The organism is Paenibacillus sp. FSL R7-0189 (genome assembly GCF_037969925.1).
Taxonomy (GTDB): domain Bacteria; phylum Bacillota; class Bacilli; order Paenibacillales; family Paenibacillaceae; genus Paenibacillus_AQ; species Paenibacillus_AQ odorifer.
In genome coordinates this window covers 2,592,386-2,607,587 of sequence record NZ_CP150223.1, presented here as the reverse complement: position 1 = coordinate 2,607,587, position 15,202 = coordinate 2,592,386, and the positions used below count along the sequence as shown (strand labels likewise).

16 protein-coding genes are annotated in these 15,202 nt (G+C 43.5%); 6 read left to right on the top strand and 10 right to left on the bottom strand.

The window, feature by feature from the left end; translation table 11 throughout:
• Positions 1-16: 16 nt before the first annotated feature.
• A complete protein-coding gene (locus MKY63_RS11280; protein ID WP_036682284.1) occupies positions 17-697 on the bottom strand; it encodes a DUF4956 domain-containing protein in 681 nt (226 codons plus the stop codon).
• Positions 690-1,433 carry a polyphosphate polymerase domain-containing protein gene (locus tag MKY63_RS11275; RefSeq protein ID WP_036682286.1) on the bottom strand — a complete coding sequence of 248 codons (744 nt, stop codon included), beginning with the start codon at positions 1,431-1,433 and terminating at the stop codon, positions 690-692. The genes MKY63_RS11280 and MKY63_RS11275 overlap by 8 nt, the downstream gene beginning before the upstream one ends.
• Positions 1,434-1,693: 260 nt before the next feature.
• Between MKY63_RS11275 and MKY63_RS11270 the strand changes: the two genes are divergently transcribed.
• Entirely contained in the window at positions 1,694-2,371 is a 678-nt protein-coding gene (locus MKY63_RS11270) for a response regulator transcription factor (protein WP_036682288.1), read from the top strand.
• Positions 2,371-3,645, top strand: coding sequence for a HAMP domain-containing sensor histidine kinase (locus MKY63_RS11265; RefSeq protein WP_036682290.1), 1,275 nt, complete (start codon positions 2,371-2,373; stop codon positions 3,643-3,645). The genes MKY63_RS11270 and MKY63_RS11265 overlap by 1 nt, the downstream gene beginning before the upstream one ends.
• A gap of 58 nt (positions 3,646-3,703) precedes the next feature.
• Here the strand turns inward: MKY63_RS11265 and MKY63_RS11260 are convergent, their stop codons facing one another.
• Positions 3,704-4,459: a class I SAM-dependent methyltransferase gene (locus MKY63_RS11260; RefSeq protein ID WP_036682291.1), complete on the bottom strand. Its 756-nt coding sequence runs from the start codon at positions 4,457-4,459 to the stop codon at positions 3,704-3,706.
• Positions 4,456-5,016: a hypothetical protein gene (locus MKY63_RS11255; protein ID WP_036682293.1), complete on the bottom strand. Its 561-nt coding sequence runs from the start codon at positions 5,014-5,016 to the stop codon at positions 4,456-4,458. The genes MKY63_RS11260 and MKY63_RS11255 overlap by 4 nt, the downstream gene beginning before the upstream one ends.
• Positions 5,017-5,111: 95 nt before the next feature.
• Here MKY63_RS11255 and MKY63_RS11250 point away from each other — a divergent pair, with 95 nt between their 5' ends.
• Positions 5,112-6,026: a phosphatidate cytidylyltransferase gene (locus tag MKY63_RS11250; protein WP_036682294.1), complete on the top strand. Its 915-nt coding sequence runs from the start codon at positions 5,112-5,114 to the stop codon at positions 6,024-6,026.
• Positions 6,027-6,048: 22 nt separating this feature from the next.
• Here the strand turns inward: MKY63_RS11250 and MKY63_RS11245 are convergent, their stop codons facing one another.
• The 6 genes from MKY63_RS11245 to MKY63_RS11220 form a co-directional block, all read right to left on the bottom strand.
• Entirely contained in the window at positions 6,049-6,795 is a 747-nt protein-coding gene (locus MKY63_RS11245; protein ID WP_036682296.1) for a uracil-DNA glycosylase family protein, read from the bottom strand.
• Between the two features lie 10 nt (positions 6,796-6,805).
• Complete coding sequence (locus MKY63_RS11240; protein ID WP_036682298.1) at positions 6,806-8,044, bottom strand: amidohydrolase; 1,239 nt, start codon at positions 8,042-8,044, stop codon at positions 6,806-6,808.
• Positions 8,045-8,148: 104 nt separating this feature from the next.
• A complete protein-coding gene (locus MKY63_RS11235; protein ID WP_051491233.1) occupies positions 8,149-8,913 on the bottom strand; it encodes a polysaccharide deacetylase family protein in 765 nt (254 codons plus the stop codon).
• Complete coding sequence (locus MKY63_RS11230) at positions 8,913-9,518, bottom strand: hypothetical protein (RefSeq protein ID WP_036682300.1); 606 nt, start codon at positions 9,516-9,518, stop codon at positions 8,913-8,915. The genes MKY63_RS11235 and MKY63_RS11230 overlap by 1 nt, the downstream gene beginning before the upstream one ends.
• Positions 9,519-9,541: 23 nt before the next feature.
• Positions 9,542-10,138: a sensor domain-containing protein gene (locus tag MKY63_RS11225; RefSeq protein ID WP_036682302.1), complete on the bottom strand. Its 597-nt coding sequence runs from the start codon at positions 10,136-10,138 to the stop codon at positions 9,542-9,544.
• 189 nt (positions 10,139-10,327) lie between these two features.
• Positions 10,328-12,118, bottom strand: coding sequence for a hybrid sensor histidine kinase/response regulator transcription factor (locus MKY63_RS11220; RefSeq protein ID WP_339812875.1), 1,791 nt, complete (start codon positions 12,116-12,118; stop codon positions 10,328-10,330).
• Positions 12,119-12,399: 281 nt separating this feature from the next.
• Here MKY63_RS11220 and MKY63_RS11215 point away from each other — a divergent pair, with 281 nt between their 5' ends.
• The 3 genes from MKY63_RS11215 (at position 12,400) to MKY63_RS11205 (ending at position 15,184) form a co-directional block, all read left to right on the top strand.
• Positions 12,400-13,008: a LysE/ArgO family amino acid transporter gene (locus MKY63_RS11215; protein ID WP_036682305.1), complete on the top strand. Its 609-nt coding sequence runs from the start codon at positions 12,400-12,402 to the stop codon at positions 13,006-13,008.
• Between the two features lie 166 nt (positions 13,009-13,174).
• On the top strand, positions 13,175-14,158 hold the full coding sequence (gene guaC / locus MKY63_RS11210; RefSeq protein WP_036682307.1) for a GMP reductase: 984 nt from the start codon (positions 13,175-13,177) through the stop codon (positions 14,156-14,158).
• 135 nt (positions 14,159-14,293) lie between these two features.
• Positions 14,294-15,184, top strand: a complete 891-nt coding sequence (locus MKY63_RS11205) for a diacylglycerol kinase family protein (protein ID WP_036682309.1) — start codon at positions 14,294-14,296, stop codon at positions 15,182-15,184.
• The last annotated feature ends 18 nt before the right edge of the window (positions 15,185-15,202 follow it).

Here is a 15,202-nt window from a genome sequence, read left to right as displayed (position 1 = left end):
CCATCCTTTCGTTATCTTAATAGTCATTAACAGTTGGAGTCATGGTCAGCGAGAGGTCTAGATTACCGTTCCGGGTACGAATCGCATCCAAAAATTCCTTCTGGTTCACAGCCTCACCCAGCGTTACAGCGTAGACCAGCTCATATAAACTGCCAAGCTCAGTTGTTCTAATCTTTTTAAGCTCGTATCCAACATTATATTTATTGAATACTTCAGCGAAGGCTTCCTCATATCCCAGACTCTCCGGGATGGTTACCTTTAATGTTTTTTGCGACGTTGTTCTTACGCCAAAGTTAGTCCGGTTAAGGATAAACATAAGGGCACATAGGATAAGGGTGAACAAAACTGCATATCCAAAGGAACCCACTCCGCAGGCAAGTCCAGAAGCCATGGTGAACAAAACAAATGTGATATCCTTCGGATCGCCCGGCGCACTTCTAAAGCGAATGATGGAGAACGCCCCGGCAAGACTGAAAGCTCTGGCAACATTACTGCCGATAAGCAAAATGATGATTGCCACAATTACGGGCAGCAGTACCATCGTCAGTGTGAAGCTTTGCGAATAGCCGCTGGCATTCGTCTTCATATAGGTGTAGCTAATGATTCCGCCAAGAACAATAGCTATAAAAATAGTTAGCAGTGCGTTGGTAAACGTTAACTCTGTACTAGTTGCTACGGTAAATAATGAATCAAGCATAGAGGGCACTCTCCCGTTCTGTTTTACTGTTCTTCAGCATTTTTTTATATTCGTTGCCGTACTTAGAGAAGCTTGTACGGTACATTTGATGCTCTGAGAGCATTCTGGCCAGCCAGACCGGAATCGTGTTCTCAGCCTTTACTTCCATAAGCCACTGCCCCGGCTCCAGCAAGGGTTCGCCATGAACACCCTGCTCCATCTTCAGATCGTACCGGCGGCTGCGAATATTTGTATCGAATGTAATTCTTAGATCGCGATTGTTTTTACAGAACAACGCTTTTCGGTCATAAGACAGATACACCTTGGGCTGCAAATCATAGCGTGTCAGAAAATATTTGATCTCTTCAATCACCTGTTTATTCATGTAATCCTTGAATTCCGGTTCCATACCGGTGGCGACAAAATCATAAGCCTCGTTTAATTTAAGCGACGTTCTTCTTTTATTAACAAGACCAAATACCTTCTTCTTGATTTCCAGATACACCTTCGTATCTTGATTTGGAACACCGTAAGCTCTTAAACGAAGCTTCTCTTTGTACTTGGGCTTCGCAAGACTGTTACGAATCAGGGTGTTGTGCTCCGTGTCATAATATAAGTTGGTTATGGAGTAAAACTCATGTTGCTTGTTGAAATCGTCCAGTTCCATGTATTCAAGCAATTGGTTATAAAATTTATAGTAGGCTTCGTTGTCCAACAAATATTTGTTCTCATAACGGTTGAATACCTCAATCGCCATATGTGATCAATCCTTTCTGTTTATCGTTGTCTCGTGTGCTTATGAATGTATCTTAGATCCCAAACCTTTAATGAATCTTAAATGGTTTTACAAATTATTGATTATCTTTTACATTCCCTTAACACAGGTGTACATCGTAACTGCGGTGTATGTTGGACTTCCGGCCGCTGTTGTCTCTCTTCATTAAGGTTCAATAAAGGTAATACTGATATAATGACCTCAATAACAAATACTGGTTCTATGTAGGGGATGGCAAAACCATGAGAATATTAATAGTAGAAGACGAGCTTCATCTCGCTGAAGCCTTAACTCAAATATTAAAAAAACATAATTATTCGGTGGATGCAGTCCATGACGGCAGGTCGGGTCTGGATTATGCACTGAGTGGAATCTATGATTTGCTGCTGCTCGACATTATGCTGCCTGAGATGGATGGGGTTAGCGTCCTCAAGATGCTGCGAAAAAAGGGGATACCCACTCCCGTTATCCTGCTTACTGCAAAGGGTGAGATTACAGATATGGTCACTGGGCTGGACTATGGGGCTGACGATTATATCGCCAAACCTTTTTCCTCAGAGATCTTATTGGCAAGAATAAGGGCTGTACTAAGACGTAAAGGCGAGGTGATACCGGATGATGCTTTAAAGTTCGGGGATATTGAACTGAATACATCCAATCTGAAGCTTACCGTGGGTGGCAAAGAGATCAAGCTCAATCTAAAGGAATGTGAACTATTGGAGCTTCTTATCTTGAGGAAACAAGCCGTAACCTCCAAAGAACAAATTATTGAGAAGCTGTGGGGCTTCGATTCTGATGCTGAGCACAATAATGTAGAGGTGTATATTTCTTTTTTGAGAAAAAAACTGACCTTCTTAAATTCGACCGTACGTATTAGTACGATCAGAAACGTAGGGTATGTATTAGAGGTGACGACCTAATGTTCACGAAGCTCAGAAATCGGTTTCTTATTGTTAACTTAGTCACTATCTCGGTGATCATGCTGGTGGCCTTCATCTCGATTTATGTAATTACGTACCAAGATGTCCAAAACAATATTCAGATGGATCTTCACAGAATCATGGAAAACTACAAGTCTCCCGGTGGTGATACAGGACGAATGGGCTCAACTAAGGGAAGTTCCCAGTTACCCCATGCTGATAATAAACGTATGGATAACGGGACTCCACCTCCTGAACGGTCAGTCTCATTTATGCTGAAGATAGATACAGCGTCGAACCTCATAGGGAAAGATTCCAAATTTACTATGGACGATGAATTTTATAATACGGCTCTGCAAGAAGCGCTAAGTGCCGGTAAAGATACCGGAAGGTTCACCTTGGATAGCAGCAAATGGATCTTCAACATCCAGCATACGAGTGATGGGGCGATGCTTGTATTTCTGGACATCACTGCAGAGCAAAAAATCCTCACCAATTTAATCTATACCTTCTCTGTAGTTGGTTCGGTGATGCTGATTATCTTGTACTTCGCTAGCCGCTTTTTTGCTAATCGTTCAATTGCGCCGGTAAAGGAGGCTTTTGAGAAACAGAAACAATTTATTGCGGATGCTTCCCATGAGTTAAAGACGCCGTTGACCATTATTAACACCAATGCGGATGTTCTCCTGTCCAACAGTGATGACACCATTCACAATCAGTCCAAGTGGCTGCACTATATCAAATCGGAAACAGAGAGAATGACCAGCCTGACCAATGATCTGCTGTACCTGACCGAGATGGACGATTCCAGATCGAGAATGATTTATTCGAAATTCAATCTGAGCGACGTGGTTGAAAATATCATTTTAACGATGGAAGCTGTAATCTTTGAGAAGCATATCTCCCTTGAATATGACATCGAGCCTGATCTGACAGTGCTAGGCAATAGTGAACAGATCAAACAAGTGATTATGATCCTCTTGGACAATGCTGTAAAATATTCGAACCCTAAAGGCTCAGTCACCTTATCCCTTAAAAAACAGCATAATGACATGGTGTTAGCAGTCACTAATACGGGGGAGGGCATTGCACCGGAGCACTTAGCGAGCATCTTTGACCGATTCTACCGTACAAATGCCTCCCGGGCGCGTAAACAAGGGGGATATGGCCTAGGACTGGCGATTGCCAAATCCATTGTTGAACAGCATAAAGGAAAAATTTATGCCAAAAGTTTCGTCGGCGAGTCCACCACGTTTTACGTACATCTTTCATAACTACAAATAAAAAAGACTCAAACCCTGTTATCACTAAGGTTTGAGTCTTTTATTTATTTTACACTTCGCCCCAATAAATTTCGGTCTTATAATCAAAAAACACTTGCCCACTCTGGTTATTTCGTTCAAATATATTCCGCAGCTCAGTCATCATATTCTCATAGCTTGGATCTCCGGGGACCGGAGTGTAGGAAGACGATCGAAGCCGCCCGCTTAAGCCCTCCAAATCAAACACCTGCTGATTGCTAAAATGCGCTACTTGCATCTGTCCTTTCTTGAAAAAGGAGCTAAGGATCTCAGGGGTAATGTTCTTATGATTAACTTGAGTGTAGTTCGTGCCGAAGGTCTGCAGTAGCTGCTCATATTCCTCCAGAAATGGGGTACCGTAAGTAAGCCGGGAATTCCATATCAGAATAACTTTTCCACCCGGTTTTAGAATCCGCTTGAATTCCAATTGCGTTGCGTCCCTATCAAACCAGTGAAACGCTTGGGCGCATACTATAAAATCCATCGACTGATCTGATAATTCTGTATGTTCAGCAGACCCCGGCGATACAGAGAAATGGTTATCCTTTGCGAACTTCTCTTCCGCAGCTCTACGCATTTCCGGATTGGGTTCAACGGCAGTCACACAACTCCCGCGCTCCAGAAGTAATGCTGAGAATATTCCTGTTCCTGCACCAATATCAGCAATATCACAATTAGGTTGGAGCCCAATAGTATTGTACAAATAATTAATGGCTTCTCCAGGATAGCTCGGCCGATATTTCACATACGAATCTACCCGATTAGAAAATATTTCTTTGCTATTCATCCTTCGTCTCCTCCTAGGCGCTCAGGTTCATATTCACTTAATTTACCTTGGTAAACCAATCTCAGCCGATCACTTTGGCGAAAATCATCCGGAGTAACGAGTGCAGGCAGCTTATTCCATAACTTAATACCCGACCGCTCTAGAATTTCCGCTACAAATTGCGAACAAAAATAAGAGTTGCTGAATTCGACAGGCTCCTTCAGGGCAATGCCAATTACGCCGAGAATATTATAGAGATACTTTTGACGGCTTCGGATAAAGACTTGCAAGACCCGCTCCATTTTCTCCACTTCGCGGGCTGTAACTTGAAGTTCATATAGGACACATGTTGTATTTGGATATTTGCTGAACGTACCTGTCTTAATATCCTCCTTCACAAACCCTCCATTCAGGGGGTTGCTCGGATGCTTCCTGCCAAAGCTATACAGCTCGGAAAGCTCTCGATTAAAGGAGATCGAGGCATGATTATAGGGTGCTTTTGTATAGCCTTGAATGAGCTTCGTAAAAAGCGTCCCGGTATTCGTCAGTAATATAAAGACCGATGGATCTGCTGCCATTTACAATTTTCCCCTTATCAAGTTTGAACGTTTCCTTCATAATAACATATGAACCCATTAATGGAATCTACTCTAGGACAAGTTGGTGATCAGTTATCGACCGCTCTTTATTAACTATAATTCTTATCTTTGCGGCCCTATCGGCCATTCACTTGATGTATGTAGTTATAGGGAAGCTACAGCCAAATAAAGATTATACGGGCATTGGCTTTCGCATCAAGACGTGGTGGGGAATGCTTTTTATCTTTTGCCTAGCTACCCTATTTAATCCCGTCGTCTCTCTTCTTTCTCTCATGGTGCTCTGCTTCTTTGCACTGAAGGAGTATTTCTCCATGATGAAATCACGAAAATCCGACCGCAGGCTATTTCTGTGGGCGTACTTATCCATTCCGTTACAGTTCTACTGGATTTATATCGAGTGGTACGGAATGTTTATTGTCTTCATCCCAGTTTATGTATTCTTGCTCCTACCACTGCCCAGAATGATTAATAAAGGCACGGTTGGTTTTATGCGTAGTGTCAGCTCCACGCAATGGGGGCTAATGCTGATGGTATTCGGGCTTAGTCACTTGGCATACTTTCAATTTGCTACACCGGAGTATGGAGCCGGGCTTGTACTTTTTTTAGTAGTGCTAACGCAGCTCAATGATGTGGTCCACTATCTGGCATCACTTTATGTAGGGAAGCGTAAAATAGTTCCCACCGCCAATCCGTATTTGACTTGGGAGGGTTTCGCTTTCGCATTTGTCATCACGACAGGAGTTTCCTATCTAATCTATCCCTACCTGACGCCGCTCAACCCAATCTTCGGGTTACTGTCAGGCATGTTGGTCAGCTTGAGCGGCTTCTTTGGCAGTTTAACGGTTTCCGTGTTAAAGCGGGATCTGCTAATCGGCGATGGCGATAAATTCGTGGCTTTGAAGCAAAGCCATTTAAGCCGGATCGATAGCTTGACCTACACTTCACCGGTCTTTTTTCATGTCATTCGTTATTTTTTCGACTTCATGTAAATTATCTGATTGTGAGCTTGAATCAGCCCTTCCATGAATGATTATGCAGTATCTTCATCATCTGTTCTTGATGGCTGGCGAACTGCTTATATCGATGTCCGTTGGCGCCCGAGGGGTGGGGAAATCCCCATAAGCAGCGTTGTTTATCTAGCTCACCTGCGGACACAAGGAGTTGAAGTATACTTTCCACTGTTTTTCCTAAGGGAATAATTAAGGCCCGGCTCAGTATGTTCAGCTCCTCACGCAAGGAAGATAATGCCTGCGCCCTGAGGAATGAATTTGAAAGTAGCTTGGGCTGGGTCCCACTATAATTTTTCTTATCCACGAACACAGGAAAACGCAATAAAGAGCTGGTGTGCAGGATCGTCTGCTGCTGCTGAAATAGTTCTTCACAAGAGGTTAGGTTCAAGTGTTGATGCAGTTTAAGTGTATCTAACATATGAATTAACGTGTTCCGCATGGAGCCTGCGAATCTCGCCGCTTCCTTCGCTGTCCTACATACCTCTTCATCTGATAAACCAGCTTCCAGACCTATGATCGCTTCTTGTATCGCTATGCCCATTTGTGTGAACCCGGGCGTTAACCCTATAATGATCATCTTAGCAGAAGGATTAATGTATTCATTATGGGGGGCATAATACATTTCCACCTTGCCATTACGCTCCATTAGAAGCTTATCCACCTGCAGATCCTCTTTAGTTAGCACTGTACCCTTCGGGAGTGAGAGGATCGCCGATTTATACTGATGCAGATAGTTAGAGAGGAGCATATCATCTGCCTCACAGGTCTCTATTTGTTATCGAACCACTCACCAGACGGCCTTCGTACCAGACAGCTTGGCGCTGCGCTCTTCGGGCTACTGCTTCTGCCGAACAGCTGGCATGCAACAGCACAAAGCTAGCAGTGTCGCCAACCTTTGGCCATACCTGCTCGCCTTTTGGATCAAGGGGTGTTAATCCTCCTGTTATAAATCCGAGGGATTGAGATAATGCCAATTCATCGTTGCAGCCGTACAACTCCGCGTAACGTCCTGCCTTTTCCAATTGATCTCCATTACCAAAAGGGGACCAGTGATCGGTAAGGCTATCTGTTGCCAGCTTCACTTTTACCCCTTGGCTATGCAGCATCGGAAGTGGCATCATCATTCTTCCAATAGGCACTGTGGATGCAATAGTCATACCCAGTGATGCCATCCGTTTAGCTACCTCTTCTGCCTCTTGCTGCTGAGCTCCTGCGAACCAGAACGCATGACTGACCGTGACCTTTCCTTGCAAGCCAGCTTCTTCCGTCAGATCAGCTAACCGCGTCAGTGTTTTCTTTCCCGCTTCTTTTCCATCATGTAAATGAATATCAATGCCGGCATTACTCATCACTGCTAGTTCCACCATCGTCTGAAGTGACTTCTCGATATCTCCATCCACCGTATAAGGATCTACTCCGCCTACAAAGGTTGCCCCCTCTGCCAGAGATTGTTTTACCAGTTGCACAGAATCCGAGCGCAGCAGGCCATGCTGGGGAAACGCCACAATTTCAGCTGAAATTGTGCCCGCGAATGTATTTAATGCTTGTACAGTTGCCTCTAATCGCTGCAAACCGCTGACAGGCTCAATATTGCAATGGCTACGCACATGTGTGGCACCAAACCCCTGAATAAGCGTCAGGATGCTCTCTGCTTGTTGTCTCGCCATGGGCAGCAGCTTAGGCAATAATACCTTCTCTTCCTCAATCCGTTCGAAAACACTGGACGCAGGCTTTACCGCTCTCCATGGTCCACCGTAATACGTTTTATCTAAATGGATATGTGCTTCTTCGAAAGAAGGCAACATCAACAACTCTTTACAGTCATATTTCGGGAGCTGGCTCTGAAGCTCTATGTCTGCTCCAACAACTTCTGATATCTTATCCCCGTCAATGCGGAGATGACAAATCTTCGTATTCGTACCCGCTACTTGCCCATCCTCAATAACATAACCTTGTTCTAATCTTATATTGGTTAACCAGTAAGAAGCATTCAACATGCTACCCCATCCTTTTCTCAACAATTTATATAGGTACGGACCGCTTTACTCTAAATGTTACCATAGCCCTTGCCATATAAAAAATGATTGAGAAATTTCAATAGCTACAGATCAATCTGCCCCCGATGTTTGACTCTGGATCTAGCTTCTCTACTATGACTAACTTCCTTGTTCAGCAGTTCATCCATCCGAAGACACTTCAGACCCTTTTTATCCATTTCTTTTAAGACTTCTTCTAATCCAGTGATCATATTCAAGGGCGCTTCTTCATCTGCCCACGGTGTATCTCCGCTGTCGTGTAGAACAATGATTGAGCCTGGTTTTATTTTTTTTATTAAGGCATCCTTTAATTGTTCTGCACTCAGTGACGCTTTCCAATCTCCGACCATGACAGACCACAATACGATTCGATAAGATTCTCTTAGCAAAAAGAAATCCCCTAAATTAAGAAGCCCCCAAGGTGGGCGGTAAAAGATAGGCCGCTCTCCTGTAATTCGCTCAACAATGTCTGCTGTGCGATCTACTTGCTTCCGTCTATTGGTCCAGGGGAAGTGGATCCAGTTGGGTGTATGAGTATAATTATGAATGCCGATTTGGTGTCCTTCTCTGTGCATACGCTCGATCAATTCCGGATATTGCTTTGCCTTTTTGCCTAATACGAAGAAGGTCGCCTTTATGCCATGCTCTTTTAATAGATCTAGAAGTTCAGGTGTATAACAAGGATCCGGACCGTCATCGAACGTAAAGGCAATTTCCTTCTCTGCACCTACTTCCGAGTGAACCCCCCATCCCAATATTCGGGTAAGCGCAAAAGGAACGATCATATAAAGAACAATCACATCCACTGCTAAAATTATGAAGGTCCACATTAGGAAGCCGCCTCTGTCTTGCGCGGGGCAAATCGTGCTTTCAAGGACTGCTTGCTAAGCACAAGCATCATGGGAGATAACTTCTCTGTGCTGTCCTCTACACGATGTTTCCCTTCCGGATGCAGCATGCGAAGTAAGAAACGAAGGTATATCCCAAACCAGTGCCGCTGCCATTTGGACTTGATAGGGCGCTGCTCAAAACCTATTCCATGAATAATCCCCCGGTGAAGCAGTGTAATCCCGGTTAGCGCATTTACTTTGCTTAGTTCCGGATTGCTGTCTAGATCACGACTGATCTCCTTCATAGCCTCGCGGAGCATGCGTGCCGTACGAATTCCGGCCCGATCTGCGCCAAGCGTACGTGTCAGCTGCACGATCTGGCGATTGTCCAAATGAAGCTCACCCACCCAATCTCCCGGAAGTATCCGTTGCCCATCTTGGCAGACCAAAATTTCTCCGTGATATTTCAACACTACCAATTTACATATCCCGTATCTACGCACGGACTGACTACGAAATTTGGTGATGACAGCAAATACGTTCTCCCACATCATCCAAAGGGATTGTGAGAATAATTTTATAAATGGAACTGAGGTTATCATCATTTTTCCTTCTTTCCTGTTTGAGTTTATCTTCTAGCAAAATCCTTCACTAAACGCCGCGTATACCTGCCGATCATCTTTACCAGACTGTTTCCGAGATAAGCACCTATCCATAGAGACACTGCACCTAACAACATGAAGAAAAGTGAGATGTTGAATGTTTTATTTTCAATCCCAAATAGCGTTATAGAGGATACATCTAATAAATACAGGATAGGTGACAACAGGAGAATAATAGGGGTCAAGTAAAAAAGAGTGGCACAAATGAGACTGACCATGCCGATGCCAAGTTGCAACATCAACCCTATAATCGCTCTCCAGTTATGATTATCCTGCAACTCCATCTTCACCTTTTCCCACAAGCTGCCTTCTTCGTGAGATCGGGTTGGTAGCGTGCGAACGGAGATATCGGTATAGACTTTAGTTCGAATTCGCTCATACTGTAAAAAAGTCTCGGTAGAACGCAAAACATAATAGAGGATCGGAATCCCCACTAAGGTGAAGGACATCGCAACTCCAAAGGTAATACCCACCAAATAAAAACAAAAGTAAAATAGCCCTGTGGCAAAAGTAATTAATAAGAAACAGAAATTTCTCACATGTTTCCGGATCATTTGATTCATGCTTTTCTCTCCCTCTCTGCAATAAAAAATTGTTCATATCTAAGCAACTCTTATGCTAGTGCTTTTGGTGTAAAATCGACCAGTGCCATAATGTCATATGACAAAAAAAACACCCTACTGCCTACTCCCACAAGGGAAAGCAAACAATAAGGTGTTTCTCAATTTTAACTGATTTAGATTTAGTCAGCGTTAATCCGAAATGCCAAAAGCCTTCTCGACTGCCTCCTCACGGTTTCGTACCCCGAGCTTAGCATAGATGGTGGACGCGTAATTTCTCACCGTTCCATCGGACAGATATAGTTTAGCGGCAATAGATTTATAACGCATTCCCTTCGAGAGGCATTCTAGAATCTCCAGCTCACGCGAGGTCAGCCCATATTCATTATTCTTCTCCGTCGGCGGCGCCTCTGAAGCTGGATGCATCTCATAGTGATCAATTAATACATTCGTAATATCGGGTGTAATCATCTTTACGCCCCGATGTACGAGACGTATTCCTTCGAACAGCTCCTGCGGCTCGGTAGACTTTAACAAGTAACCATCTGCCCCATTTTGCAGTGCCTCGACTGCCATATCTGCTTCTTGAAAAGTAGTCAGGATCAACACTCGTACCCCTGGCCACTTTTGCTTAATAAGCTTAGTCGCTTCTGCACCGTCCATGCCTGGCATATTTAAGTCCATCAGCACCACGTGAGGTTCTTCCTGCTCGCAGAGGCTTATTGCTTGTTCACCATTCTCAGCTAACCCAATAATCGCAAAATCCGGCTCCTGCTCTAGAATAATTCGCAGACTATCGCGGATATAGGGTTGATCATCCACCAGCAATAAACGAACCGTTTCCTCCTGTATCTCTTCAAGCCTTGGTAAACTGCAGGTCACTAAGGTTCCTTCCCCTGGCTTAGAGTAGAAATACACCTGTCCTTGCAAGTTGGAGGCACGCTCCTTCATCGCATTGACACCAAATCCTGCTTTTAAATCTTCAGTGCCTAATCCATTATCCTGCACATCCAGCCGAATCAACTTCTCTTCATAATGTAAGCTGATGACAATTTCAGTGGCGTGACCATGACGTGCAGCGTTGGTTATCGACTCCTGCAAACATCTGTATAGTGCCATTTGGGCCTGCTTAGATACTGTATACGGCTCTCCGAATGTTCTTAAGCGAATCTTAACCTTGGAGAAGGTCTGGAAGTCATCCACTAATTTCTGTAGGGACTGCATAAGCGTCAATGCATCCTCCGAAGCGCCCACATGGTGCAAATATCGCCGAACATCATCCAAGCCATTGCGGGTTAGCTTTAACAAGGCATCTATTTTGTGCTCTCCTTCAGAGGTGTTCACCTCCGAACGTAAAGTCTCTAGCCCCATAATAATTGAAGTATAAGAATGCCCCACCGTATCATGCAGATCTTTGGATAAACGATCTCGTTCTTCCAGAAGTGTCATACGTTCAACTTGCGAGATATACTGCTCTAAAACAGCATTTTGCTCCTTAATAATTCTACCCTGCTTGTGATTCACCACTAGTAAATGAAAAGCGAACCCAAGCGTATACACTAAACCCATGTTAAAAATCATTGATACAGCATCCATTTGTTGTGACAATCTAGATAACATAATTGGAATCAAAATGACCGTGATCGGAGCTGTCCAACGATAGGACTTCTCTGCACTATTGCTGGCAATCATAAAAGCGATAGGCAGAAAAGTTACGTATGATTCAGGAAACAAAGCAGCCAAATATAAGCAAAGTCCACCCGAAAAGAGGATCTCCGCCATCAGATAATACTTGTAGTGCAGCTGCAAACAAAACCAAGGCACAGAAAAAGAGACCACGCCCCAAACAAACGCGATCCAGAACGGAATCGTAAAATCCTCCGAAAGATAACACATGGTGACCAAAAAAGAAGTAGAAAAACAAATCCGAAACAGGAGGACGAGCCAATCGTACCAGAACCACTGTTTGACCAGATTAAACAAGACATTTCCCCCTATATACTCTGCTGACTTAATCTTTATTATAGTGTAACCCCTTAAGGACTCACTAGTTACAAAAAGTCATGAGTTGAGATGACATTTTTACTAATGGTGTAATTAGTGTAATTGATCATTCAATGTCCCTCTGAATAAGCAGCTTTTTAAAGCAAAGCCCAGACTGTATGATAGTACATATTATTTGTCCATAAAATTGTAGTAAACCAATCAAACCAATAGGTCCGTAAATTTTATAACGTATGACCAGTATCGGGGGAATAATAACTATGTTAGCCGCACTACTTCATGGCATTGCACTAGCCTTTGGATTAATTCTTCCACTTGGCGCACAAAATGTCTTTGTATTTAACCAAGGGGCCTCGCAGCCACATTTTAAAAAAGCCATTCCCGTTATTGTTACAGCCGCTTTATGCGATACCCTGCTTATTTTATTAGCCGTATTAGGTGTTTCAGTCCTTGTGTTTGCCATCCCCGTTCTGCAGACCGCTTTATTTGCTGTAGGACTTTTATTTCTTTTGTATATGGGATGGTCTATCTGGAAAAGTACACCGGCATCGTCAGCGCAAGACGCAACCCCTTTATCCTCCAAAAAACAAATCCTGTTCGCGCTGTCCGTTTCTTTATTAAATCCACATGCGATTTTGGATACTATTGGCGTTATCGGCACTAGCTCGCTTAGTTACACAGGTGTAGACAAAGTTGTATTTGCTGGCGCGACTATCCTAGTGTCATGGATTTGGTTCTTTGGGCTGGCTGTAGCCGGAAAAACCGTAGGACAAATCGACTCAAGTGGCAAAATCATGCGGATCATTAATAAGATCTCCGCGATCATTATCTGGACCGTTGCTGCTTATATTGCCTTCAAGCTTTTTTAAATGGAGGAAAAAGAATGCCGTACACGAATTTGCCGTATAATTATGTCCAATTTACACCATAATGTACTAGAATTTTGACTTACGGCGCAGAATGAGGTACATTACAATTTGGACGAACAATTAACAAACCAAAATACTATAATGTTCGCATTTAGAGGTGTAAATTATGAAAGAAGTATTCGATTATGAAGATATTCAATTAATTCCTGCAAAATGTATCGTAAACAGCCGTTCGGAGTGTGATACATCAGTCACCCTCGGTGGGCATAAATTTAGATTGCCGGTGGTACCTGCCAACATGCAAACCATCATTGATGAGAAGATCGCTATCTCCTTGGCGCAAAATGGCTATTTCTACATTATGCATCGTTTTGAACCGGAGAAACGTACGTCTTTCATCAAAGACATGCACTCCCGTGAATTAATCGCATCCATCAGCGTCGGAGTTAAAGAAGAAGAGTATGATTTCGTCGAACAATTATCCAAAGAACAGCTGGTTCCGGAATTCATTACAATTGACATTGCACATGGCCATTCCGAAGCAGTCATTCGGATGATCAAACATATTAAACAATACCTGCCTGCTAGTTTTGTTATTGCAGGAAATGTAGGAACACCTGAAGGCGTTAGAGAATTAGAAAACGCTGGGGCTGATGCTACTAAAGTTGGGATTGGACCAGGGAAGGTATGTATCACTAAGATCAAAACTGGATTCGGTACAGGCGGCTGGCAGTTAGCTGCACTACGCTTGTGTGCCAAGGCTGCAAGCAAGCCTATTATTGCCGATGGAGGCATTCGCACACACGGTGATATTGCTAAATCCGTACGATTTGGCGCTTCTATGGTCATGATTGGTTCACTATTTGCTGGTCATGAAGAATCTCCGGGTGAAACCATCGAAATCGCTGGGAAGCTCTATAAAGAATACTTTGGCTCCGCTTCAGAATACCAAAAAGGTGAAAAGAAGAACGTCGAAGGTAAGAAAATTGCGGTTGAGCATAAGGGGGCTTTAGCAGAAACCCTAAGAGAAATGGAGCAGGATCTTCAATCCTCCATCTCTTATGCAGGTGGCAATAAATTAGAGGCTATCCGTAATGTGGATTACGTTATCGTTAAGAACTCCATTTTTAATGGAGATAAAGTCTATTAATTGAATACACAGGTGGGCAGGATGACTTAGGTCAATCTTGCTCACCTTTTTTTATGAGAACGAGTTCCGCTGGCCTACTTTGGGGTAATGGTAAGAATAAACTTCTATTAGATCACAATAGAGAGGATTATCCTTATGCGGCAAGCTATGATTATTATTAACCCCTCATCCGGTAAAGAGGAAGCCAGCCAATATGTCAGATACGCAACAAGAGTCCTAAGTGACAAAGACTACTCCGTTACGATCAACGAGACGGCAAAAGAACTAGACGCCACTCGTTATTCCATCACTGCTTGTGAGGAAGGTTATGACCTGGTTGTCTCTATCGGCGGGGATGGCACGCTTCACGAGACCATTAATGGTCTTATCGATCAGGAACACCACCCAATATTAGGTGTGGTTCCTTTAGGAACGGCTAATGATTTCGCCCGTGCATTACAAATTCCACTGAATCCCGAAATAGCCATTCAAACCCTTGCCTCCTCTAACCTAAAAAACGTAGATATCGGTCGCTTAAATGACCGCCTATTCGGCAACGTTGTTGCTGTAGGTTCAATTGCCGGATCATTATCCTCTGTATCCTCCGAAGATAAAACCAAACTCGGCTCATTGGCATACTTGAAAGAAGGTCTTAAACAACTTACAAGCCCTACAGCCCACCCCCTTGTCATTCACCATGATGAACAAATATGGCAAGGAGACTCCTTACTCTTTCTCGCCGTATTAACCAACTCAGTCGGCGGGTTCGAGAATCTAATACCGGATGCTGCGGTTGACGACGGTCTGCTTCATTGTTTTATTATTTTGGACCTCAGTATATTCAATACCATTACAGCCAGTATATCTTTACTGCTGGGTACCCTCAAAGATCATAAAGACGTTGTCTATTTCACAGCCCACAATGTAAGTGTAAGCTCTCCAGAAACCGTAAGAACCAATGTAGATGGCGAAGAAGGTCCAACTTTGCCTATTACACTAAGTGTTCTCCCTCGTCATATCCAAGTCATTGTGCCAGAAGTGGACTAACAAACAAAAAGCAGTCCG